The 24,405-nt window shown below is 32.4% G+C and carries 28 protein-coding genes; 11 read left to right on the top strand and 17 right to left on the bottom strand.

Annotated features, from left to right (window positions below):
- Positions 1-177 precede the first annotated feature (177 nt).
- Positions 178-579: an Rrf2 family transcriptional regulator gene (locus tag ACSULM_RS06680; protein WP_436861543.1), complete on the top strand. Its 402-nt coding sequence runs from the start codon at positions 178-180 to the stop codon at positions 577-579.
- A 60-nt stretch (positions 580-639) separates the two neighbouring features.
- Here the strand turns inward: ACSULM_RS06680 and ACSULM_RS06675 are convergent, their stop codons facing one another.
- The 3 genes from ACSULM_RS06675 to ACSULM_RS06665 form a co-directional block, all read right to left on the bottom strand.
- Positions 640-816 (bottom strand): hypothetical protein, encoded by a 177-nt coding sequence (locus ACSULM_RS06675; RefSeq protein ID WP_436861541.1) that lies wholly within the window; start codon positions 814-816, stop codon positions 640-642.
- A 72-nt stretch (positions 817-888) separates the two neighbouring features.
- The gene (locus ACSULM_RS06670) at positions 889-1,362 is read right to left on the bottom strand and encodes an SRPBCC family protein (protein WP_436861538.1); all 474 of its coding nucleotides are present in this window, start codon (positions 1,360-1,362) and stop codon (positions 889-891) included.
- Positions 1,363-1,956, bottom strand: coding sequence for a DNA-binding protein (locus ACSULM_RS06665; RefSeq protein WP_436861536.1), 594 nt, complete (start codon positions 1,954-1,956; stop codon positions 1,363-1,365).
- A gap of 159 nt (positions 1,957-2,115) precedes the next feature.
- Between ACSULM_RS06665 and ACSULM_RS06660 the strand changes: the two genes are divergently transcribed.
- Together ACSULM_RS06660 and ACSULM_RS06655 are read left to right on the top strand one after the other, a co-directional pair.
- Positions 2,116-2,454, top strand: coding sequence for a PadR family transcriptional regulator (locus ACSULM_RS06660; RefSeq protein ID WP_436861535.1), 339 nt, complete (start codon positions 2,116-2,118; stop codon positions 2,452-2,454).
- Positions 2,444-3,220, top strand: coding sequence for a hypothetical protein (locus ACSULM_RS06655; RefSeq protein WP_436861533.1), 777 nt, complete (start codon positions 2,444-2,446; stop codon positions 3,218-3,220). The genes ACSULM_RS06660 and ACSULM_RS06655 overlap by 11 nt, the downstream gene beginning before the upstream one ends.
- Positions 3,221-3,292: 72 nt before the next feature.
- On the opposite strand, the gene ACSULM_RS06650 is transcribed toward ACSULM_RS06655, so the two are convergent.
- From ACSULM_RS06650 to ACSULM_RS06635, 4 genes are all read right to left on the bottom strand, one after another.
- On the bottom strand, positions 3,293-3,808 hold the full coding sequence (locus ACSULM_RS06650) for a YceI family protein (RefSeq protein ID WP_436861532.1): 516 nt from the start codon (positions 3,806-3,808) through the stop codon (positions 3,293-3,295).
- A gap of 180 nt (positions 3,809-3,988) precedes the next feature.
- A complete protein-coding gene (gene adcA / locus ACSULM_RS06645) occupies positions 3,989-5,539 on the bottom strand; it encodes a zinc ABC transporter substrate-binding lipoprotein AdcA (RefSeq protein WP_436861530.1) in 1,551 nt (516 codons plus the stop codon).
- Positions 5,540-5,701: 162 nt separating this feature from the next.
- Complete coding sequence (locus ACSULM_RS06640) at positions 5,702-6,310, bottom strand: DsbA family protein (protein WP_436861529.1); 609 nt, start codon at positions 6,308-6,310, stop codon at positions 5,702-5,704.
- A gap of 34 nt (positions 6,311-6,344) precedes the next feature.
- Positions 6,345-6,713, bottom strand: a complete 369-nt coding sequence (locus tag ACSULM_RS06635; protein ID WP_436861528.1) for a cystatin-like fold lipoprotein — start codon at positions 6,711-6,713, stop codon at positions 6,345-6,347.
- 263 nt (positions 6,714-6,976) lie between these two features.
- On the opposite strand from ACSULM_RS06635, the gene ACSULM_RS06630 reads away from it, so the two are divergent.
- Positions 6,977-8,209 carry an aminoacyltransferase gene (locus ACSULM_RS06630; RefSeq protein WP_436861526.1) on the top strand — a complete coding sequence of 411 codons (1,233 nt, stop codon included), beginning with the start codon at positions 6,977-6,979 and terminating at the stop codon, positions 8,207-8,209.
- A 103-nt stretch (positions 8,210-8,312) separates the two neighbouring features.
- Here the strand turns inward: ACSULM_RS06630 and ACSULM_RS06625 are convergent, their stop codons facing one another.
- On the bottom strand, positions 8,313-9,794 hold the full coding sequence (locus tag ACSULM_RS06625) for an MDR family MFS transporter (RefSeq protein ID WP_436861523.1): 1,482 nt from the start codon (positions 9,792-9,794) through the stop codon (positions 8,313-8,315).
- A 235-nt stretch (positions 9,795-10,029) separates the two neighbouring features.
- Here ACSULM_RS06625 and ACSULM_RS06620 point away from each other — a divergent pair, with 235 nt between their 5' ends.
- Positions 10,030-10,134, top strand: a complete 105-nt coding sequence (locus ACSULM_RS06620; RefSeq protein WP_017722768.1) for a putative metal homeostasis protein — start codon at positions 10,030-10,032, stop codon at positions 10,132-10,134.
- Positions 10,135-10,307: 173 nt separating this feature from the next.
- On the opposite strand, the gene ACSULM_RS06615 is transcribed toward ACSULM_RS06620, so the two are convergent.
- Entirely contained in the window at positions 10,308-10,994 is a 687-nt protein-coding gene (locus ACSULM_RS06615) for a 2,3-diphosphoglycerate-dependent phosphoglycerate mutase (protein ID WP_436861521.1), read from the bottom strand.
- Between the two features lie 358 nt (positions 10,995-11,352).
- Here ACSULM_RS06615 and ACSULM_RS06610 point away from each other — a divergent pair, with 358 nt between their 5' ends.
- Positions 11,353-11,712: a hypothetical protein gene (locus ACSULM_RS06610; protein ID WP_436861520.1), complete on the top strand. Its 360-nt coding sequence runs from the start codon at positions 11,353-11,355 to the stop codon at positions 11,710-11,712.
- 80 nt (positions 11,713-11,792) lie between these two features.
- On the opposite strand, the gene ACSULM_RS06605 is transcribed toward ACSULM_RS06610, so the two are convergent.
- Positions 11,793-12,662: a cation diffusion facilitator family transporter gene (locus tag ACSULM_RS06605; protein ID WP_436861518.1), complete on the bottom strand. Its 870-nt coding sequence runs from the start codon at positions 12,660-12,662 to the stop codon at positions 11,793-11,795.
- Positions 12,663-12,856: 194 nt separating this feature from the next.
- Positions 12,857-13,237, bottom strand: a complete 381-nt coding sequence (locus ACSULM_RS06600) for a GtrA family protein (protein WP_436861516.1) — start codon at positions 13,235-13,237, stop codon at positions 12,857-12,859.
- 298 nt (positions 13,238-13,535) lie between these two features.
- Here ACSULM_RS06600 and ACSULM_RS06595 point away from each other — a divergent pair, with 298 nt between their 5' ends.
- Positions 13,536-14,738 carry a multidrug effflux MFS transporter gene (locus ACSULM_RS06595; protein ID WP_436861515.1) on the top strand — a complete coding sequence of 401 codons (1,203 nt, stop codon included), beginning with the start codon at positions 13,536-13,538 and terminating at the stop codon, positions 14,736-14,738.
- 572 nt (positions 14,739-15,310) lie between these two features.
- On the opposite strand, the gene ACSULM_RS06590 is transcribed toward ACSULM_RS06595, so the two are convergent.
- Positions 15,311-15,775, bottom strand: a complete 465-nt coding sequence (locus tag ACSULM_RS06590) for a GyrI-like domain-containing protein (protein ID WP_436861513.1) — start codon at positions 15,773-15,775, stop codon at positions 15,311-15,313.
- Between the two features lie 175 nt (positions 15,776-15,950).
- Here ACSULM_RS06590 and ACSULM_RS06585 point away from each other — a divergent pair, with 175 nt between their 5' ends.
- Positions 15,951-16,583, top strand: a complete 633-nt coding sequence (locus tag ACSULM_RS06585) for a C39 family peptidase (protein ID WP_436861511.1) — start codon at positions 15,951-15,953, stop codon at positions 16,581-16,583.
- 9 nt (positions 16,584-16,592) lie between these two features.
- Here the strand turns inward: ACSULM_RS06585 and ACSULM_RS06580 are convergent, their stop codons facing one another.
- Positions 16,593-17,402 carry a metallophosphoesterase gene (locus ACSULM_RS06580; protein ID WP_436861509.1) on the bottom strand — a complete coding sequence of 270 codons (810 nt, stop codon included), beginning with the start codon at positions 17,400-17,402 and terminating at the stop codon, positions 16,593-16,595.
- Positions 17,403-17,587: 185 nt separating this feature from the next.
- On the opposite strand from ACSULM_RS06580, the gene ACSULM_RS06575 reads away from it, so the two are divergent.
- The 3 genes from ACSULM_RS06575 to ACSULM_RS06565 all read left to right on the top strand — a co-directional run bounded on the left by ACSULM_RS06575 (position 17,588) and on the right by ACSULM_RS06565 (position 21,280).
- Positions 17,588-19,609, top strand: a complete 2,022-nt coding sequence (locus tag ACSULM_RS06575; protein ID WP_436861507.1) for a cation:proton antiporter — start codon at positions 17,588-17,590, stop codon at positions 19,607-19,609.
- Positions 19,610-19,783: 174 nt separating this feature from the next.
- Positions 19,784-20,599 carry a membrane protein insertase YidC gene (yidC, locus tag ACSULM_RS06570; RefSeq protein ID WP_436861505.1) on the top strand — a complete coding sequence of 272 codons (816 nt, stop codon included), beginning with the start codon at positions 19,784-19,786 and terminating at the stop codon, positions 20,597-20,599.
- A 180-nt stretch (positions 20,600-20,779) separates the two neighbouring features.
- Positions 20,780-21,280: an N-acetyltransferase family protein gene (locus ACSULM_RS06565; protein ID WP_436861503.1), complete on the top strand. Its 501-nt coding sequence runs from the start codon at positions 20,780-20,782 to the stop codon at positions 21,278-21,280.
- 69 nt (positions 21,281-21,349) lie between these two features.
- Here the strand turns inward: ACSULM_RS06565 and pcp are convergent, their stop codons facing one another.
- The 4 genes from pcp to ACSULM_RS06545 form a co-directional block, all read right to left on the bottom strand.
- Positions 21,350-21,991, bottom strand: coding sequence for a pyroglutamyl-peptidase I (gene pcp, locus ACSULM_RS06560; protein ID WP_436861501.1), 642 nt, complete (start codon positions 21,989-21,991; stop codon positions 21,350-21,352).
- A 33-nt stretch (positions 21,992-22,024) separates the two neighbouring features.
- Entirely contained in the window at positions 22,025-22,951 is a 927-nt protein-coding gene (locus ACSULM_RS06555) for a DUF979 domain-containing protein (protein ID WP_436854519.1), read from the bottom strand.
- Positions 22,929-23,648: a DUF969 domain-containing protein gene (locus tag ACSULM_RS06550; protein WP_436854518.1), complete on the bottom strand. Its 720-nt coding sequence runs from the start codon at positions 23,646-23,648 to the stop codon at positions 22,929-22,931. The genes ACSULM_RS06555 and ACSULM_RS06550 overlap by 23 nt, the downstream gene beginning before the upstream one ends.
- A gap of 244 nt (positions 23,649-23,892) precedes the next feature.
- Positions 23,893-24,333 carry a DUF805 domain-containing protein gene (locus tag ACSULM_RS06545; protein ID WP_436854517.1) on the bottom strand — a complete coding sequence of 147 codons (441 nt, stop codon included), beginning with the start codon at positions 24,331-24,333 and terminating at the stop codon, positions 23,893-23,895.
- Positions 24,334-24,405 lie beyond the last annotated feature (72 nt).

Raw genomic sequence — 24,405 nt, 5'->3', positions numbered from 1 at the left:
AATCATCGACCAAGAAAGTGTCTTAATTGGTGTACACCTTATGAAATTTTCACTGTAAGTCTGTTGCAGTTAAATTGACAATTCATCATATAAATAGATTGATAGTTAGTACAATTTCCCGTAAACTCAACTTGTATACAAATCATACACAAGATTGTACATAAAGGAGGTACCTCATTGAATACGCAGTTTTCTGTTTCTATACATATTTTAACGCTACTTGCCACAGAAAAAGAACCTGTATCAAGTCAATATATTGCTGATAGTATTAATAGTAATGCGACTCTCGTGCGCAAACTATGTCGCTACTTACGAAATGGACAATTAATTCAAAGCAGTCAAGGCATTTCAGGTTATCGATTAGCACGTCCAGCTTCAGAAATTAATTTAGGCGATGTCTATCAACTCATTTTTGCAGAAACATCACATTTTGCTAAAATTCATAAAGATACAAACCCACAATGCTATGTCGGTAAACATATCAGCCAAACGCTTGATGGTATTTTTAACGAAGTAGACGAAACCATTATCAATAAACTCAATACCTACACCATTCAAGGTGTTATAGAACGTTTTTAAAAAACACAATCCCACATGCAAAATTGCACGTGGGATTATTACATAAATTCAAACTTTCGACTATTGTTTAAATTTAGTTAGTACGTGTAAGCCGTAAGCAAAGATTCCGTAACCTGCGCATGTACGCAAAAACCATTTAAATGTATGGCTGCTTAGACTTTTTTCATTAAGCAATAATGCTGGTACTAATGTACTAAATGAATAAAGCCATAGGACTTTTAAATAACGTTTATTCATCACACACACCTCTTTTCAATATTAATTATACTGAAAAGTGATGGTTATGATTTCAACAATTCTTTGACTTTTCTAGCGACTTGCCAATAAGCTTTCTAAATTGTCAAAGGTGCTATTCATGCCCGCTTCAACGCCCATATCTAATAGTTGTTGTGCTGCTTTTGCATCGGGTAATTCAGCAATGGCATTTAATGTAGTTGTGCCATCTTCATTCGGCTCTAGTTGAATTGTATTATGCATGCCTGCCATTTTACTGTCTATGTTTCCTTCTTTATCTGCAAAGTAATCATTGTAGTCTATTAATTTCGGTTCTGCCACTTCATTGTATTGAGTGATAGTATAACTTGTACCTTGAGGTGCGCGAATTGCAAAAAATGCTTTTCCTCCAGTTCTCACATCGAATTCATATACTTCTGTAGTAGCGCCTTGAGGATGAAACCATGCTTCAAATAGTGATTGTTCTGTGTATGCCTCGAATATTTTTTCCGCTGTTGCGTTAAACTCTCTTGTGAAAATGATTTTATTTTCTTCTACTTGTACACTCATTTAAGATTCTCCTTCATCCATGATGACATATGATGTTATATATTTTATTTTTGCATCTTTTCGATGACTTTCAAATTCAAACACATCTGAAAAATAAACAATCGAGCCGTTTTCTGCAGTTTGTGTACCATGTATTGCACCACTTTTACCATGAGAAATATTTGCTTTCACTTCAATTGAAGCAATATTCGTTTGGTGTTCAGTTAATTCTTGAACCAATGCATCAAAACCTTCTATTTTGAATGCTCCGGCAACTTCCCAAACTACATCTTCGGTCAAGACTGTTCGCAGTTTATCTTCATCTATGAGTGCTGAGTTAATAAGAAACGTCAACATATTTTGCCTTTTTGGTGCATTATCGCACGACAAATCTCCTGTAAGTTGAAATGGCACCTCTATACCTGTTTCACCTTTAAAATTCATATTTTTTGCCTTCAAGGCGTCTTCCAAAATATCAATCGCTTTCGGACCAACCCCATGAATGCCAAGCAATGTCGTACGCTCATATTTAGAAACTGCCTCTAAACTAGTTACTCCTATATTATTAAGTGCATTTGTCGCTGGTTTCCCTATTTTAGGTAAGCTCGTTGTCATATCATTCATCTCCTTCTTTATCCATACTATACCCAAATTACACTGCAGTTAATAATTAAATATAGCTACATACCTATGGATTTGTATGCCTGAAGATCAGTTGACGTGAAATGTAATTTATACTATCTTATATTATAAGATAGTTAGGAGATGGTTGCCATGTCAGTTTCAAGTCAAATGATGAAAGGTCTCTTAGATGGCGCAATTTTAGGTCTTATTGCCCAAGGAGAAACGTATGGTTACGAGATACTAGATAAACTTAAAGCACAGCAATTTCCTGAAATCAGTGATGGCAGTATTTATCCGGTGTTATTACGATTAAGTAAGAAAGGCTATATTATCTCCTACACCAAAAAATCAAGTACAAGTGGTCCGAAGCGTAAATATTATACAATCACAGCTGAAGGGAAAATTGAATTAGCACAATTTAAAACTAAGTGGCATGACTTAAATAGTGGTATGAATAATTTAATGAGGAGTGTTAATCATGTTGAGTAAAAAAGCTGAAGATTTTTTATTAAAACTGAGAATTGAATTATTATTTCGTGGAAAAAACGAAGCTAATATTAATGCGATTGAAGAAGAATTACGTGACCATATAACAACTGCTGAATCTAATGGTGATAATATTGATGAGTTATTAAACACACCGATTAAAACATATGCGGATACATTTTCAAAAGAACTCAAACTCACCCAAGGCATATATAAATATATCAGTTATATTATTTTATTTATGCTCCTCATGGCTATTATTCCAAGAATGTTAGATAATTCATTTCAATTAACTTTAGCCTTAATTTTATATATTATTTTCATCTTTGTAGGTTCGCTTTTTGCAACCCTATTTTTAGTAAAAAAAGTAGTATTAAAATGGGGCGATAGCAAAATCACTTATACTATCGTTGGATGTGTGTCCGTAATTACTTTTGGAATTTATATACTATGTGAGTTTTTAGTGCGCGATCATCCTATACTCACTTTATGGAGACCATCTGAAAATGTAAATTTCATTATTGGAATCACTTTACTTGTAGTGACAATCATCGCTTGCTTCTTACTTAAGCAAAAATATTTTGCATTTATCATATTATTAATTAGTCTACCAAATCTAATTGGTAAGTTATTCGTGGGCGGCGATTATACCAATAAAAACTTTTTACTAGTATCATCTATCATACTTATAGTTATCTCTTGGGGATTTATCATTACGCTCTTAGTACAATATTGGCGTGACAAAAAATCAAATAACTCAACGGATTAATTGAAAATGGGTGCTCAACAATTGTTGAGCACCCATTATTTATATCTCATTATAACTATTTGTAGGTGAATTTTAATCTTCTAATGCAAACTCTAAGCTCACTTGGAACTTCACATCTTTACCAATCATAACGCCACCAGTTTCTAATGCTTGGTTGAAACTAATACCGTATTTTTCACGGTTAATTGAACCATTTACTACAAAACCTGCAGTCGTAGCACCATTCATTGGGTTCTTACTTTGGCCTTCATATGATAAGTCAAATGTTTCTTCGTTCGTAACGCCTTTAATCGTAACATTACCTGTAATTGATTTTTCGTTTGCTTTTGTAATTTCAAATTTAATTTCTGGGTTGTTTGCTACATCTAAGAAATCCTCACCACGTAAATGTGCGTCACGATCACCAATGCGTGTATCAATTGAATTTGCATCAATTGTAAATACACCATTAATTGAATTTAAATCATCAATATTACCATCAATATTTGCATTAAAGTCAGTAAATCTACCTTTAATATTAGAAATCATTAAGTGTTTCACTGAAAATTCCACAACTGAGTGTGCTGGATCAAAATTGAATTTTGTCATTTAAAATCTACCTCCAAAGTATCTTTAAGTTTTTGATACACTTATTATATCAAGTATATAAAATATATCAACTAAAATGTTTCACTCTTGGATTACATATATTTTATTCCCTTATTCTTTAAATGTATTCATGTGAATCTTATATATTTGAAGAAGTTAATATTAATGACGTTTCCCTATTTAATGTGCCATCATTTCCTCTTTAATGCCTTTACCATTCAAGTTTGCTGGATAGTATGTTGGCCAATTATCTAGTTCTTTCAATACTTTCTTTTTGTCATTTCCCATAAATATATGGAAGTGTTCTGACTTCTTAGGTGCAATATTGTGATCACTAAATTGCACATACTTCGGTAATCCTTCTTGGTCACTATCCTTTAATTTAAAAGTATATCTGACACCTCTGTTACCTTTTTCATATTTTAAAATATCTTTGCCATCGTAAATGTATTTGCCTGTAATTTTTTTGCCATCTTTTTCAAATGTTATCGTGTCATTTCCAATCTTAATGTGATTGATATCTGTTTTATAGCCTTTATCATAATAAGCTTTATATTCTTTCTCAGACATCGAATCATCCTCTTCTGCTTTATGCTTCATTACATCATCCAATGTCCCATCTTTTAAATATGGATATACAGACTTCCAATTCCCTTTATAATCAGCTAAAGTTCTATCTTTTACCTGTGAATCTTTAAAATAACCATCTGATATTGCCTTGTCATGTTTTGAATCTTCTTTATCATGGTTCTCTGTTTTAATTTCATCATTGAGTGCCTTATCAATATTGTTAATATTTTGTTCCATCAATGATTGATACGTTAATTTATGATTTTGTTGCTGTTGTTTGTTTAATGTTTCCATATTATAGAATTTTAAAGGTTTGGCTTCTGTTTCTTTGCGTATTGTATCCGTTACTTTATTCGATACATTATCTTCATACAAAATGTATTTTGCACCTGAGTCTTTAATTTCTTTTACGATTTTAGTTAAAGCTTTTTGTGAAGGATCCTCTGCATTCATGTTTTGTATGCCTTTTTGTACAAAACCATATCTTTCAGCTAAATAACCTATTGATTCATGTGAAATAAATACCGTATTACCCTGCTTATCTTTTGTAACATCTTTCATTTGTTGATCAATTTTTTTAAGCTCGTCATTGAGTTTTTGATAGTTTTTTTCATATTCTGATTTATGTTTAGGATCTTTTTTTACTAATTCATCTTTGATTGCCTTTGCAAAAATTTGATTATACTTAGGATCTAACCAAACATGTGGATCATAACCACCATGATGGTGATGTTCATCTTCACTATGTTCATGATCCTCACCTTCGTGACTATGCTGATCAGTTAATAATTGTGATTTATCTAACTTGTCTTCAAGTGATAATTTTTTATCTTTTTGTGTTATTGTTGCTGCAACTTTTTTAGCTACAGGGTCCAAGTTATCTCCTGTGTATAAAAACAAGTCAGATTTTGATGCATTGATAATATCTTTTTGTGTTGGTTCATAACTATGTAAATCTGTCCCCGCAGGATAAATTGATGATACTTCTACATGGTCACCACCGATTTGTTCTGCAAATGATTTTAACGGAAAAACAGTCGTATTAATCTTAATTTTTTTGCCATCGTTGCTCCCCGATTTATCTTTATCTGTATTACCACAGCCTGCTAAAACGACAATAAGTGCTACAGTGATTAAAAGTAAGTATGTCACTCTTTTCATTATGTAATCCTCCCAAATAGTAATTGTTACGATTTATTATTATAGTCCTACTTTTAACAAAGCGCAATAGTATAACCAAGTTTTTTAGGAATTATTTCGATTTGTATCTACACATAAAAAAATCCTAAAACATACGCTTTATATGTTTTAGGACTTTTTTACTTAAAGATGTTTATCAATTTTCTTCTTATATTGTTCAAAATCGTATGGATCTTCTAATTTGTCACCATGTATATAAACCGTCGGCGCAGTTTTCACATGATTGTCTTTATATTGTTGTTGATCTTTTTGTGCGGCTTTCCATGATTTACTATTTTTACGTTTATAATCTTCCTTTATCTGAGCTTTAACTGATTTAGATATCGATAATCTATCTATTTGTTTATCTACTAGTTTGTTATTTATCCATGCTTTTTCTGAATTTGGTTGTTGTTCAAACATCAATTGTTGGAATTTTAAAAACTGTTTTGGTCCATAATGATGAACGGCATGACTTGCTCTTGAACCAATAATACTATCATCACCTAAAAAAGCCATATTCACAAATTGATAGTCTATTTTGTTAGTATCAATATATTCTTTTTTCAAGTTAGGCATGACTTTGGTTTCCACTTTTTTACAATAAGGACATTTAAAGTCACCATACATAATCACTTTTACTCTACCTTGGTTGTCTTTTTTGTCTTCTTTATGCACTGCTGTATCGTTAGAACAGGCTGTTGCTATAATAACTACTACCATTAATACTATAAATGACCATCGTTTCTTCATAATATTTTTAAGTTCACCTCAAGTTGTCGCTTATCTATGATTCGATATCCATATTTTCTTCTTTATAGTCAGGCTCATGTTTCTGCGCATAGCCTTTAGCTTTAAAATCTTTAATATATTGTGCTTTACCATCTTTAAATTGATATGTGTAATGATGTACTTCTTCGTCATCCTTGATAGGTTTATATGCAATCATCACATATTTCCCTTTGTCATAAACGTATATATTTGAGTTTTTCTTCTCAAATTTGCGTTCAACATCACCTTTATGTTCTTTCGCTAAGTTTTTTTGATATTTTTCTTGTTTCTTCACAGCTTTATCTATTTTATCTGCATATTTACCACTACTACATCCAGCAATGACCAGTGTAGCTAGCGCAATAAGCACGACTAGTTTTTTCATTATTCAATTCACTCCTAAAACTAAAATCATTTCAATACATTATTCCCGTAAATCATATCATACACTGATTAATCGGAATGTACTACTCTAATTTTAATAATTATCTTTAAAAATATACAAACTCGATTTATTTTACTTATAAATTAGTATTACGTTTTCTATTACATAATTCATGGTATTTAATGTTGACTTTGATATACTGTATATATATGTTAACCAATTTAATTTCAAAATAAATATTGCCATTTAAGGAGGCAAAACACATGTTATTTGTGAATCTTACCCCTGAAGAATTTCAGCAATTCACACAAACTCACTTTTCTCATTATACACAAACACGCATTAACTATGACGCGCAACATCAAGCACACCTGTTAGGCGTTAAAGATGATGAGGGAAAAGTCATAGCTGCGGGTATGTTTACCGAAGCACGTGCATTAAAATATTTTAAATATTTTTATAGTCAACGTGGACCAATTCTCGACTATAACAACATCGCGTTAGTGAATTTTTATTTTAAATCACTAACTGATTACTTAAAAAAACATAACTGTCTTTATGTATTACTTGATCCATATATTTTAGAGAATTTAAGAAATGCAGATGGTGAAATTATTGAAAGTTATGATAATCGTGTGCTTATCAGTACCTTTGAACAACTAGGCTATCAACATCAAGGTTATCCTGTAGGTTATTCTAAATCGAGCCAAATCCGCTGGCTTTCTGTTTTAGATTTAAAAGGAAAATCTGAGCAACAACTATTAAAAGAAATGGATTATCAAACACGCCGTAATATCAAGCGTACTGACGAAATGGGCGTGAAAGTAAGACAATTACCAATTGAAGAAACAGATCGCTTTTTCAAATTATTTAAAATGGCTGAAGAAAAGCATGGCTTTAGTTTCCGTGATGAACCTTATTTCAAACAGTTGCAAAGAGATTACCAAGGTTATGCTTCACTACAATTAGCCTATATTGATTTAAACGAGTATGCCAATGAGCTTCAACAAAAATTAGATGACTTAAACAATCAAATGAAAGATGTTGAAACTGCATTAGCAGAAAGTCCTAATTCAAAAAAACAAAAGACCAAACAAACACAACTCAACCAACAAATTACGAGTACCCAACGTAAAATTGATGACACACATGCTACAATCGCAACAGATGGTGCTATCCTTGACCTTGCTGCTGCTATTTATATTTACAATGACTACGAAGTTTACTACTTATCTAGTGGTTCAAATCCAAAATATAATGCCTATATGGGTGCCTATAAATTACAATGGGAAATGATTAAATTTGCTAAAGACCATAATATTGATCGCTATAACTTCTATGGTATTACAGGTGACTTTAGTGAAGATGCAATTGACTACGGCGTACAACAATTCAAAAAAGGATTTAACGCGCACGTTGAAGAATATATTGGTGACTTTGTAAAACCAATCAAACCGTTACTATATAAAGCTGGAAAAATTTCAGGAAAATTATAATAACTTAATATATAACAGAAGTCTGGATTATAGATTCCAGAAAAATAGCACTCAGATGATTTAATTCAATTCATCTGAGTGCTTCTTTTTATTTAATACTATTTTATTCTGGTGTCTGCGTTTGAGCTTGAGCTTGAGCTTGCTCTTGTTCTTGTTCTTGGTCTATTTTACGTTTACTTTTAAGCATAAATACACTAATCAAACTAATAACTGAAATACTTACTGCAAACCAAAACGCTGCATGATAGCCACTTAATAATGCTTCATGTTGGATTTGCATTGCCATTTCCTTCTTGCCCATGCCTTTATAGTCACTCATGTTAGGAGTGAAATCTTTAGCAACTTGACTCATGATTGTAATAAGTCCTGCTGTACCTATAGATGCTGAAATTTGTTGTACAGTATTAGTCATTGAAGACCCATGCGCATTCATATCACGTGAAAGTTGATTCATCGTATGCGTCATTAATGGCATTAAACCTAGTGCAATCCCTATCATACGAATCGCATACACAGTTGCTAATATAACAGAAGATGTGTGTTCATCCATAAAGATAAAGTATGAACTTGTTACAACAACAATCAGCATTCCGATAAATGCTAATATTTTCGCACCATATTTTTCATATAATATTCCTGAGACTACTGACATAATCCCCATTACAATCGCACCTGGTAATAAAATAAGACCAGACTGTAAAGCTGTATCTTTCATAATGTTTTGTACAAACATTGGTAATACCGTTTCAGAACCAATCATTGCAATCATTGTAAATGCCATGATAACAATCCCTACTGCGAATTGACTATTTTTAAATACTGAAAAATCGAGTAAAGGTGTTTTGAGACGCGTTTGTCTGAAAATAAATATCGCAACTAATATGATACCGCCGATGACTGTTGTAAGTACGATAGGATCGTTCCAACCATCTCTTGAAATTGAACTTGTACCATATAACAATCCACCAAATCCTAGTACTGATAATACAATTGATAATATATCAATTGGTGTTTTTCTATTTGTACCAACATTTTTTACAAACTTAAATGATGCAATAAACGTTAATGCGGCAATTGGAGCCACTACATGGAATAGTGAACGCCAATCAAAGTATTCTACTAAATACCCTGAAAGCGTTGGTCCAATAGCTGGTGCTAAACCAATTACTAAACCAAATGTCCCCATATATTTCCCACGTTCATGTGGTTCAAAGATATCTAATATTGTCGTCATCATTAATGGCATCATGATACCTGATCCTAATGCCTGAACAATTCTTGCACTTAAAAGCACACTAAAGTTCGGACTAAATCCTGCAATTATCGTTCCTATAAAGAAGATGAAAATAGCAGTTAAAAATACTTGTCTTGTTGAATATCGTTGAATCACCATTGCAGATAGTGGTACTACAACACCATTTGTTAACAAGAATGCCGTCGTTAACCATTGTACTTGCGTGTAATCTATATTAAAGTCTTTCATAATGCTTGGTAATGCCGTTGTTAACAATGTTTCATTTAAAAGTCCAAAAAAGCCACCAAACAACATCATTAATATCATTATTATTTTTGTTTTTTGAGTCATGTTTCTCTCCTATTTACACTTAGTCTATCTTACTTAAATTTGTCGCATTTATGCATTATACATTTATTTCCATGGACTGACATTAAAATTACTTAAAAATATTGTATTTTTTACAAAAGTTGCTAAAAATTTAATGCAAAGTCTAATGTAAAGGATTTAAATCGTAATAATTACTATTTACTTTTCTGTTCCACTCCTTCATAATAATTTCTATAAAATAAAGGAGGTTACTAAGATGAAACTTGATTTACAAACTGCACGTAGAAACTTAAATAGTCCAAATATTAAAACAAGAAAGCGTGCACGCAAAATTATTCAACAACATAAGCGTAACAAATAATATAATGGCATTTTCCTCTAATTTTACAAGCGATTATTGATAGGCATGCATTTTCTACAATAAACAAAATACTATATTTAATATCCCATATGTTTTACAAATAAAATGGAGACTGGACAAAATACATGTCGCAGTCTCCATTATTGTTTTATTAGTTTGTGCTTCTGTCTTGTTTACAAGTAATATTTATCAATTACTTTTAAGTCATCTGTTAATTCATAAATCAATGGTGCCCCTGTTTTAATTTCATAATTAATAATATCTTCATCAGATACGTCTTCGAGATATTTAATAAGTGCACGCAATGAATTTCCATGTGCTGAAACGAGTACTGTTTTTCCGTCTAACAATTGTTGTGAAATTTGATCATTCCAGTATGGAATGACACGGACTAATGTATCTTTCAAACTTTCAGATTCTGGCATCACACGACGATCGATATGTTCATATTTGCGGTCATTTAAATAACCGTCTCTTTGTTTTTCACTCTGTTTTGGAGGTGCAATATCATATGAACGTCTCCAAATATGTACTTGTTCTTCTCCGAATTGCTCTCGTGCATCGTCTTTATTTAAACCTTGGAGTCCACCATAATGTCTTTCGTTTAGTCTCCATGACTTTATAATTGGGATAAATAATTGGTCTGATTCATTTAATAAATGATATGTTGTTTTGATCGCACGAGCAAGCAATGATGTATAGACAATATCTATTTCAATGCCTTGTGCCTTTAGTTTCTGACCAGACGTAATCGCTTCGTTTTTACCTTGTTCTGATAAATCAACATCTGCCCAACCTGTAAATAGGTTCTCAGCATTCCATACACTTTGACCATGTCTACATAAAATTAATTTTGGCATTGTATTCCTTCTTTCATTAATTAAATTTTTTACTGATAATTACAGAAATATTACGAGTAACTAGAATATCAATCACTTTCGAACATCTAGACATCATAGGATTTCTATCATATGTATATTTTGAAACACATTAAAATTATAACAATTTACACCTGATTTTGAAATAAATGTCTTCTATTGTTCATAAAAGATACTTTATTTTTATTTTTCTGTAACCTATGCGCTTTTTTTGGATGTTATAGTTGTAAACGTTGAATTAAGAAAAGCAAATAAGGAATTAATCAGAGCAACATGTACCAATAAACCTGATATAACAATATCTGTATTACAGGTTAATCAATTAGGAGGATTTTTAACAATGAAAAAATTATTAATTGCATCTTTCGCATCGATTACAATTGCAGCAACAGGATTAGGTGTTAGCTCAAACACGCCAACAGCTGATGCGGCAGAAACTCAATCAAACAATGACGTATATAGCCAATTCATCGAAGCTGGTGGCACAAAAGCATTATGGGATAATATTGTAATGCCTGAATCAAGTGGTAATCCTGACGCTGTTAATGAATTAGGTTACAGAGGATTAGGTCAAACGAAAGAAGCTTGGGGCACTGGATCTGTAGAAGAACAAACAAAAGGTATGATTAAATACGCTGAAGAGCGTTATGGTTCAATTGATGCAGCAATTGACTTCCGTTTAGCTAACGGCTGGTGGTAAGTACATCCTACTTCATATCATTTATAATATAAAAAAAGCGAATCCAATTCATTATGGATTCGCTTTTTTTTATGAAACTTTTATTGAATAGATGCAGGTTCAGGATGTACATAAACAGAAGAAATGCCTTTACCATGCATATGATTTTCTACTTTATCGCAATTATGATGTGCATCTTCAAGTGTTAAATAAGAATCTACAACGATTGTCACATCAACAAATATACTACTTCCATGATAACGTCCTTTAATAGATTGAACATCAATTACTCCGTCTATTTCTAAAATATCATTCTTATAATCTTCTAATTCTTGTTCGTTGAAACCATCACTCAACGTGAAGATAGATTCTCTAAATATACCAAAGCCCGTATAAATAATTAATAAACCTAACACTGTGGCCAATACAGTATCTAGGATAGGGAAACCTAGCTGTGTAAATACTAAGCCAATTGCAGTACCAATACTGACTAAAGCATCCGATAAATTATCTTTAGCTGCTGAATTTAAGGAACTGCTATTCGTGCGTTTGGCCAACTTTTGATTAATGAAGAACACAAGCAGCATGATGATACCACTGATAATACTGACATAGATTGTTATAGCATTGGGCGTTGCATGCTCATTGGAAAAGATTTTAGGAAAGTTTTCAATTACAACTTGAATACCTACAAACATAATAATGAAAGAAACAAGTAATGTTGAAATATTTTCTGACTTAAGATGTCCATATGGATGATTTTTATCTGCAGGTTTAATTGAGATTTTTAAACCAACAATTACTGCTAACGAAACAATAATATCGGTCATATTATTTAAACTATCTGCACGTACTGCTGCTGAATCATAGACATAGCCTACGATGAATTTTAGAATAGAAAGAATGATATAAACAACTAAACTTAAATATGCACCCTTTTGTGCTAATTTTAAATTTTCATTTTGTGTCATGTTCTATGCCACCTTAATTGGTATTGGACTATATATTATGAACCATCGCAAACCTATTTACAACATTTTTTATTTTAAAATTATTTAATATTTTTATTTTAATTATTTGTTTAGCCTTACCTAAAAACAACTTAAATAACTAATTAAAATCGAAAAATACCAAACCTTAAAAATAAGATTTGGTATATAAAAATTCAGTCTTTCAATAAATATTTAGACAATATAAACGTAATCGGTATCGTAATAATCAGACCTACAAATGGCGCAATTACCGATGAAATATGGAACCACTGAACAAATATGTATAATAACAAGGTCTGCATTCCCATATTAACTACTTGTGTCAATGGGAATTTAATGAATTTTCTTAGTGTTGGCGTTACTTTGTAAACAAAATAACAGTTCAAATAGTAGGAAATGATAAAACTTACTATAAACCCACTAATATGACTTACTAAATAATTTACATCTAATAATTTTAGCAATATTAAATATACAATATAGTAATTTAAGGTGTTAATCCCGCCTACAATTATAAATTTGATTATTTCGTATTGGGTTTTACTTAACGTCATCTTATTACTCCTTCATTTATTAATCCAATTCTGTATCATTACTATATACAAAACGACTCTGAATCTACGGTCGCTTCATAATAAAGTCGTTTTCATAATATTACATTTCAAGAATCTTTAATTTTACCTATCACACTATATAATAATACATATCAAAGTATTATCGCGCTACAAATTTCACATTACCGCTATATATTTTTGCCATTGCATTTATAATTTCGTGTGCGATAATAATTGAGTTACTATAAACAAATTACATATAAAAACTTATATAAATGAAAATAAAGGAGTACTTCTCATGGACAAAACTTCTAATCGCCAACTACCGGTAATGGTCATTATAATGTTGGGCATTATGACAACGTTTGGACCTTTAACTATAGATATGTATGTCCCTTCATTACCAAGTGTTCAAAGTGATTTTGGAACGACGACTTCTCAAGTACAACTTACACTTTCATTTGCGATGATTGGTTTAGCAATTGGACAATTCATTTTCGGACCTTTATCAGATGCATATGGTCGTAAAAAAATTGCATTAATCATTATTTCACTCTATGTCATTGCATCACTGATAGCTGTATTTACCACATCTTTATCAATTTTATTAATAATACGCCTTATCCAAGGTTTAACGGGTGGCGGTGCTATCGTCATTGCTAAAGCTTCTATCGGAGATAAACACAAAGGGAAAACCTTAGCCAAAGGACTCGCCTCCTTACTCGTAGTCAATGGCATAATCACAATTATTGCTCCATTAGTAGGTGGATATGCTTTAAGTATCGCTAACTGGCAAGCAATATTTCTTATTTTAACTATTGTTAGCTTGGCAATTTTGATATTTGCCTTCTTAAAAATGGAAGAAACACGAAGTACAGAACTTGCTAAACTTAATTTCTCTAAAATTTTTAAAGACTTTGGCTACTTATTAAAGAAACCAGCTTTTATCATCCCTATGATATTACAAGGGCTTACGTACGTCATGTTATTTAGTTTCGCTTCGGCTGCACCCTTTATTACTCAAAAAATCTATGACATGACGCCGCAACAATTTAGTATTTTATTTGCAATTAATGGTATTGGTCTTATCATCATGAGCCAGCTAACTGCATTTCTTGTAGAATATATCAATCGATACGTATTACTTATTTGCCTAACAGTAATTCAACTTATTGGAGTGGTACTCATTTGTTTCGCACTCGTTTTACACTTGCCAATATGGGTTTTAGTCATTGCATTTTTCTTAAATGTTTGTCCAGTCACAGGTATAGGACCACTTAGTTTTACATTAGCTATGGAGTCTCGTACTGGAGGAAGTGGTAATGCTTCAAGTTTACTCGGCCTTTTCCAATTTATCTTAGGTGGGATGATGTCCCCACTTGTTGGCTTAAAAGGTGAATACAGTATCATGCCATACATTATTATTTTATGCATAACCGCTATTTTAATTGTCGTTCTAGAAATTTTATTAAAATCCGTGATATTGAAAAAATCAGCATAAATCAAAAAAGTGATCAGATCGTCTAACATTCCGTTTCTGATCACTTTTATTATTTAAATCATATGTCAGTCATTCTCAGCTGTTAAACCTGTAATGATTTGAGGTGATAATATATGATGATCATAATAAATTTAGATATTTATGTCTCTATATCTTTATGTGTTGTGGGTACTATGTACTTAACAGTCATCTTATCTAAAAACACAAAAAAATAGCCCTCGTTACGGCATTAACGAGAGCACCTAAAATAGGCTGTAATGATTAACATATGTTGAGTTTCAGAGCTCACTAATATGTTGCTATGTTTTTACACCTAGTTAGTTAGTCATAATCAAACTAGGTGTTTTCTTTGTCTAATTTTAGAAAAGCATGTTGAAACAACACGTTTTCTTAATGTAATAATACCATTTATTGTAATGCGATTCAATAAAAAATGATGCTATAGACAGAAAATAGCAGTGGTCAAAAATCACATTTTCTCATAGGACATTTCGTCATCTTTCCCTCGGAAAAGATGACTCAGATCGTTAAATTTACCTGTGCTGAAGCTCATATACAAGCCTCGCCCAATTTTAAACGATAGGCAACCATATTTCAGTGACATAATCGTCTTCTCTAATTTCCCCATCTTTATAAAACTCAAAAAACGGAGCATGTCGTATTTCATAATCCAGATTTGGTAAAATGTCTCTATTAATCGTTTGCATCGCCTTTTTAATAGATTCTGGTACAGGGCCTACAGCATCAAAGACGAGATAACGGCCGCCTACTAATTCTATTTGATTCCAATTTGCATTCATAGCTTCACTTGTGACCCCTATTAAATAATGCATTTCTCCATTTTCTTGCGGCATGCAAACGCCAAGTAAACCAGGCAGTTGATCGTCTCCTAATTGAATGAGTTGCTCTTTTTTACCACTTTCATCAAATGCCATCCAAAACATAAAAATATTTTCTTGCGCCTTTTGACCTGTCGCATATGCTTTCTTTTCCCCAATAACAGACAATGTTGGCAAAGTTTCTATTCTATATTCCATATGTTTCTCCACCCCTCTTTTTTGCTATTATAACCAAAATACATTCATAATATCTATTTTAAAAGATTGTTTTTATATTTAAGCATCTTAATAGGCAAGCGTTAAAAATAGATATATAATAATAACACTTAAATGTGCTCAACTATTTTTGAGCAAGAAGAATTAGGAGAACATCATGACATCAAATATTTTATCTGTGAAGCCAATCAGCCAATTATTTCCTATCCCCATGATCATGGGATGTGAAGGTGTTTCTGCAGCCATGATTTTACAATTTAATCACCATAAAATACCTGCTACACAAATTATGAAACATTGGCCAAAGCATAAAAACAATCCATATAAAGGCTATGTTGGCCATCACTTATTCATTAAATTAGGGCATCATCAAACGATATTCCCAACGGCGCTTGTGCCTCATCTTAAACACTATACTCCGCACATCGTCGACAGTACAGGTCAAACATTAGCTGAACTTTGTGACATCATTGACCAAGGCCAACCCGTAGTCATTTACCATACTGTATTAGGTAAAAGACCTTATCGACGTACTTATAAATTGGACAACGAACCAATGCAACTCGTATCAAATATCCATGTTACCGTATTCGTTGGGTATGATGACACACATTACTATTACATTGACCCTCTTTGGTCGCATTTAGGAAAATCAATTGTCGTCCCTGCCCTTATTCCAAATAAATATCAATTAATTAAGATTGAAAAACACAAACTTGAACAAAGTTATGATGCACCCGGACGTTTAAGTTTCCATATCCAAGGTACACACTCACACAAATATAAATAGAACCATGCATTATATTTCAATGGTATATAATGCATGGTTCATTTCTTGTTTGATTTTATTCGAACGCCACTCACGCTGATATCCTAAGCATGGACAAATGTAAGTAATATCCGCTTCCTCAAATACATTTCTAAAGTGAACATGTCCCATAATGCTATATTGAATTGGGTATTCATCATAAATTTCATCAAAATCTGACGTACCTATAAATGCATTAAAGTAATCAAATATTCTGTGCGGCATAGGCACTGCAAATTTTGGATGTGTCACAATATGTGTCATCAAGATAACATTTTTATCTTTCACTTGATCTAAATCTTTACGCGTCTGACTTGCTGCAATCTCTGATAGTTTTCGATCATCCATAGGCCAATCGATTTTCACTTTATCTTGCCACGTTGCACCATAATATTTCCTACGTTCAATCCGTTCAAGTGAAAATTTTGGACTGGCATATGTATAATCATACCAACCTGTATTCCCTACAATCGCCCATGATTCATTAATATGGTAGGGTTTCCCAATGAGACAAGTATCTAATTGCATGTAATAGTTTAATATTTCCTGTGATGTGATATCTGTATCTGCTGACCAAAAATCATGATTCCCAGGTATAAAACGAACACTGATTTGCGCCTGTGTTTCGATTGCTTCTATAAACTGGTATGTCAATTGATAATGGTTCGATATATCGCCAGCTATCAACAATAACTCAATTTCTCTTTGCTTTAACACCTCTACTAAAACTTCCACATAATCTTCAGGTGTTAGTGACTTGTGTCTGTCTATATGTAAATCAGATATAACACCAATCTTCATTTTAATCACTATCCTCTTTTTTCTTAACAAGATAATTATGACATATTAAGCCACTCGCATTGAAATGATGCGCTTCACTATAAAAAACTTCAAACACATTATATTTCAGCATATTCAATTTATTACTATCTATGGTTTTTGTATAATGGTAATATAAAATAACTAAAATGAATCAAGGAGTATGTATGTTATTATTAGAAGCATTTTTAATTTTTATAATTGCGGTCATTATCAGTTCAATTATACATAATAAATTCCCTAAAATACCTATGGCATTTGTTCAAATTGGATTAGGTGTTTGCCTTTATGTCTTACCGATACCGATACATTTTGAATTTGAATCAGAAGTATTCATGATGGCAGTCATAGCGCCTTTACTATTTGTTGAAGGTACACATGTTTCCAGAGCGAAATTATTAGAATATCGTAAACCCATTATTTTAATGGCGATGGCACTTGTTTTCACTACTGTAATTGGTGTCGGTTATTTTATAGGATGGATTTGGCCTGATTTACCAATGCCTGCCGCTTTCGCTATCGCTGCAATCTTATGTCCTACTGATGCAGTTGCTGTACAAGCCATAACAAAAGGTAAAATTTTACCTAAAGGCGCGCTTTCGATTCTTGAAGGAGAATCTCTCTTAAATGACGCAGCAGGGATTATATCTTTTAAAATTGCAGTAACTGCGCTTGTTACTGGTGCATTTTCTGCATTTGATGCGATTGAACAATTTATCATTTCAACAATCTTAGGCATTTTAATTGGTGCTATTTTTGGATTTATGATTGTTCGTTTACGCATTTATCTATCAATGAACAAAGGGCTTAAAGATGGTAATACGATGATTTTCATACAGTTACTCACACCATTTGCCGTTTATTTCATCGCTGAAATACTGCATGCATCGGGCATTATTGCTGTCGTTATTGCAGGATTGATTCATGGCTTTGAGCGTGATCGATTGATTCGTGCACAAACTGAGTTACAGATGAATTATAACCAAATATGGAATACACTTAGCTATGTTTTAAATGGATTTGTCTTTGTCGTATTAGGTTATATTATTCCTAAAGTTGTTTCTGAAATTGTAAAACATGAACCCGAAAATATTAAATTTTTAATTATCACTACATTACTCATTGCTTTGGCCATTTATGTTTTCCGTTTTATCTGGGTATTCATTTTGTTCAAACAGTTCTACTATCCAAATAATATTCAATCATATCTCAATGATGAAGAGGAACCTGCACCCAAACGCGCGCATTATGCATTTATTATGACGATGTGTGGTATTCATGGAACAATTTCATTGTCTATGGCTTTAACATTACCCACACTTCTAGCACAACAACAACCGTTTACTTATAAAAATGATTTATTATTTATCGCATCTTTAATGGTGATTATCAGTTTAGTGATGGCACAAATTATCTTGCCATTAATCACACCTTCTGAGCAACGTGTAACTTCAAGTTCTATGAGTTATGCTGCAGCAAAACTATACATTGTTCAACATGTCATTAAACATTTTAAAGAAAAATCTAAAGAACAAACATCTGAAAACTATAATTCCGTTATTTCTGATTACTTTGATGAATTATCCTTTTTACTGCAAATGACTCCAGAAGATAAAAATACACAAGAGTTACATAGACTCGAAGAAATTTCTACTGAGGAAGAAACTGAAACTCTTGAACGTTTAGTAGAACAAAATAAAGTAAACCGCCAAACTATTTTAAATTATCGTTCAGCACTTGAAACTTCTAAACATTTTAAGGAATCGACAATGATCCATAAGCTAAAAATGGTTATTAAAATGCTGATTCTACGCTTTAGAGCTAAAAAGCATGTATCATCCTCGGAAATAAAAGACTTTAAATCAAATTTCCAAGAAGTTACCAAAGTCATGCGTATCGTTCATCACAATGTTGCATTGCGCGTTAAATCTGAGCAAACTAAAGATAATGTGTTAGAGGTAAGTGCAGTGTTAAATCAATACTACAATAGGCTTCATAAATTTAGAAAGCATCGTAATCAACGTCATCAAACACCCGATGCTATGGCTATCGAACACAAATTTGAAGCACTTTACATGCAAAGAGCTATACTTGATAAACTCATTCAACACAATAAAATTGATACTAAAGTAGCTGCTCAAGTACGTGAAAATATAAACTATAATGAAATTATCTTAGCTAAAAAATAACAATAAATCTCATACATTTGTCTACAGAATTTTGGACAGGTGCTATGAGATTTTTTCTTTTTACACCTAATAAATGTAAATAATATTATAAATATTTATTTAAAAATGCTTAAAGACAACATTCAATTGTGTTAAAGTTATATTTATTAAACGATTAATTGGAGGAAATTTATCATGCGTTGGAGATGGCTTATAGTTTTATTGCTTCCTATATTTTTAACAGCTTGCGACCAATCACAAACACAAGTCAGTAATGTCTTCAATGCAATCTTTGTACATCCAATAGATATGTTACTGCATGGACTTGGCCATTTATATGGTGAAAATTACGGACTAGCAATTATTACGATTGTATTGATTATCAGAGTCTTTTTACTGCCTTTCATGGTTATACAGGTGAAAAACATGCACATGATGCGTGAAAAAACAAAAATTGTAAAACCGCAAATCGATCAGCTAAAAGAAAAAATTAAAAATGCTGAAACGCAAGAAGCGAAACTTGAAGCCAATAAGGATTTAATGGCTACATATAAACAATATGATATCAATCCGTTAAAAAATGTCATCGGCTGTTTACCGATTTTAATTCAATTACCTATTTTATATGGACTAATCATTACATTGAAATTTCCAAGTGGCGGTGGTATAGAAACATATCCTGATTTTTTATGGTTTGATTTAACAGAACCTAATCTTTGGATATCATTAATCGCGGCAGTTGTTTACTTTTTCCAACCATTTGTAAATGCAATTCATTACCCAAAAGATCAACGTAAAACACATTATGTCCTAATGATATTATCACCGATATTTATAACTTATATTTCATTACATTCTGCCTCAGCATTAGGCCTGTATTGGACTGTTGGTGGTTTATTCTTGATTATTCAAATGCATTTTGCACATGCTTATTATGGAAAGCTTGCACGATCTGAAGCTCAAAAATTACAAGAACATTTAAACGCTACATCAATCACTCAAGATACTTAAAATTTTAAAATAATAGTACTTAATCATTCATAACCCCCTTAGTGGTCAATCATTAAATCTCCTACTTTAATGGTTGACCACTTTTCTTTGATATTTCATATTATTTATAATTGAAAAATTTCTTTTCTAAAAATAATGATGATATAATACTATTAATTTAGTATGTAAAGGGGGCATTCTATGGAATTTACAATCAGACCTCTTACTGAGGAAGACAGACAAGGTAAAGCACGTGTTCACTATGAAAGTTGGTTAAAAACATACAATCATATTGCAGTAAACGACTACTTGGAGAATCTAGATAAAGCACAATTTATCCAAAAGTCCTCTCTTCACAACCTTCCTACACTGGTAGCTACAGTCGATCATGAAATCGTAGGATTTATAACATATGGCAAGACTAAAATTGAATCTGACTCTGATGACTGGAGCGAAATTTATGCGTTGTACCTTTTAGAAGCCTATCAAAAGCACATGATTGGATATGCACTTACACAGCGCGCCTTAGAATTGTCATACCCAGACAATGTCACGTTATGGGTTGTAGAAGAAAATGCACAAGCGATACAATTTTATGAACAAATCGGTTTTAAAAAAACGACACAGAAACAGCCCACATTTTTTGGTAAAACATACCAAGAAGTACGTATGGATTTTATTCGTACAGAACATGATAACTAAACAAACTAAAACCTGAGACCACTGCGTGTCCCAGGTTTTTCACTTTTTCTTTGAACTGTATTTTGAGAATTAATGCGTTTCGCCCAAAGCTACCTTGATATCGTCATCATATTTAACAATTGCTTCCAATGCAGCCTTTAATCCTTTAGAAATTGTATCTACCGACATAGATGGTTTTTCAGGTTTGTCAGTGACTTGTTCTGGAATAAAAGGCACGTGTATAAAACCAAATTTGATATCTGGAAATTGTGTTGCCTGTAAATAGCCTAATTGATATAAAATATGATTGCAGACAAACGTACCCGCTGTATTAGATAATCGTGCTGGTACCCCTTGTTTTTTCATAGATTCTGTCATACGTTTCACAGGTAAATTTGAAAAATAAGCCGCTTCTCCCTCTCGCTGAATAGGTTCATCAATAGGTTGATTGCCCTCATTATCTGGAATACGAGCATCATCGATATTAATACCTACGCGCTCTGGCGTTATTTCATATCTGCCTCCCGCTTGTCCAATTGCTAACACAATGTCATATTGAGATTGTTGTAAATGCGACTGTATGACATCCTTACTTTTATGAAAAACTGTAGGTATTTCTAGCTTTTTAATCTCATGCCCCGCAATGTCATTAGGTAATAATTTTACCGCTTCCAATGCTGGATTAATTTTTTCGCCACCAAATGGATCAAAACCAGTTACTAAAATTCTCATCTATAAATGGCCTCCTTTTTTTCTATTATCTATTTAAAATGCCCAAACATACATCAATCCGATATGAACTAAAATCATTATAATTGCGATCGGTGCTTGTGCTTTAATTACACCAAATTCTTGTTTCATTTCTAATAATGCCACCGGTAACGTGTTAAAATTTGCTGCCATCGGTGTTAAAAGTGTTCCACAAAAACCACCTGTCATAGCTAAAGCTCCGGCTATCACAGGGTCTCCACCTTGTGCAATCACAAATGGAATACCTATACTAGCTGTTATCACTGTAAATGCTGCAAATGCATTACCCATAAGCATCGTAAACAATACCATACCTAAAATATAAGCTGTAGCGCCTATTAAATGATTTCCTTCTGGCAAGATGCTTGAAATACCTTTAGAAATAACGTCGCCAACACCGCTTACGGTAAATAATACGCCAAGTGCTGCTAAAAATTGAGGTAATATACCTACTGTCCCGATTTGTTGTGTTAAACGGTCACTATCATAAAAAACATATTTCATCTTAGGTTTGATTACAATATAAGCCGCTATAAGTCCAAGAATAGAAGAAACACCTAATCCAATGGCTCCACCTAAAGGCGTCCAGTTTGATACAGCAATTGCAGACACTGCTAAGATAATAGCTGGAATAAATAATTTATTGCCATATTTATGTGCACCTTGCTCTCCTTCTTGTTCCGTCACATCAATGATATTTTTAATCGTAACTTGTTTAAATAATGTAAGTGCCCCCATCATTAAAATAAAAATGCCATTTATCACATTTGGTATGTATGGACCAATCATAAATGTTGCTGCTAGAAGTATCCAAAATAATGCCGTTCCATATTTTTTCTGATGTGATGAAGATTTTAAGATTCGCAATGCCGTATAAAGCAATTGTAATCCTATTAAAATATAAAATAGCTCTAAAATATTATTTAAGACTGCTTCGCTCATCTTGCTTCACCTGCTTTGCACTATATTTTTTGTCTAAATACTTATCAAACCTAATATTATTAATCCAAACGAGCACGAGTACGATCAATGCAATTGGTACTGATGCTAATACAAGTTGTACTGCATCAACTTTGATGCCTAAAGATTGGAATGTTCCAACCATAAGTAGGATACCTGCTGCGCCTACAAATAAGTTTTGCCCAAAGAAGTTACCATAATTTTCCATTGCAGATGCTTGTGCCTTAATTTTTTCAACATCTTGTGGATCGACCTCTTCATCTTTCAAGTTATAACGTGTTTTTAATGCTCCTTGGACCATTGGATTAATTAATGGACGTACAAATTGAGGATGACCTCCAATACGAATAGAAGCAACGCCAGCGATTTCTCTAATAACTAAATAAATCGTCAATAGCCTACCACTCGTTACACTTTTCACCTTGCCAATCATGTTTGATGCTTGCTTTTTCAAACCAAATCTTTCAATCAAACCAACCATTGGTAACGTTAAAATAAATAAAGTTACTAAACGATTATCTACAAATGCTTTACCTAATGTTTCTAAAATCGCATATAAATCTAGACCAGACACAAGCCCTGTGACGACTGCTGCTATTAAAATAACTGCAATTGTATCCATCTTAAATAAAAATCCTAAAATGATAATTAATATTCCGATTAATTTTAACCATTCCATAATATAAATCCCTCCTTATAGTTATATTATAGATATGCATTTTTAAAATACAATGAATTTTCAGAAAATATATTTTTTATAGTCACACCTTAAATATAAAAAAGGAGCGAAACAGCAACCTCGTTGTCTAACAAGGCTTCCTGTTTACGCTCCGATAAATATTGTTATATAGATAAGTAAAACCATAGTATTTCAATGTACTTTTCTTCTCTGTTGCTAACTTTATCAAATCATTATTGCTAAATTATAGCCATTTTAATTCGGCATCATCCACATGTTTCGTAGGCAATAATGTTTCAATAATTAGAATAACTGTACAAATTAATGAAATAATATTTAGTGAAATCGCGATACTATTAATTTGAATAATATCAAATGAGATATTCACTACTACCGACAATGCAATTAATATAATCGCTGTCATCCGCTTCCTACCAGCATCATAGAACCTACGCAATGTCACAGCAATCATTGGCACAACAATTGCAAGCGCAAAGATACCCACTAAAGCTGATAAAAGTACAGCCACAATAAAAATGCCCGATATAAAACAGATAATCCCAATGAGTCCAATGACAAAGATACCAATAATATGTATTAATACCGGTGTCCAAAACTCCAAACGATTAGAGGTACCTTTAAAATCTATATATCTTGTCCAAAACTCTTTATATGCATCTATCATTCGTTTACCACTCCAGTTTTCTTATGGGCAATATTTTTACATATTTTTAATATATCGTAAACATCTTTGTCC

The sequence above is a fragment of the Staphylococcus caeli genome (genome assembly GCF_051413795.1).
GTDB classification, from domain to species: Bacteria; Bacillota; Bacilli; order Staphylococcales; family Staphylococcaceae; genus Staphylococcus; species Staphylococcus caeli_A.
This window is presented reverse-complemented; position numbering and strand designations above follow the sequence as displayed.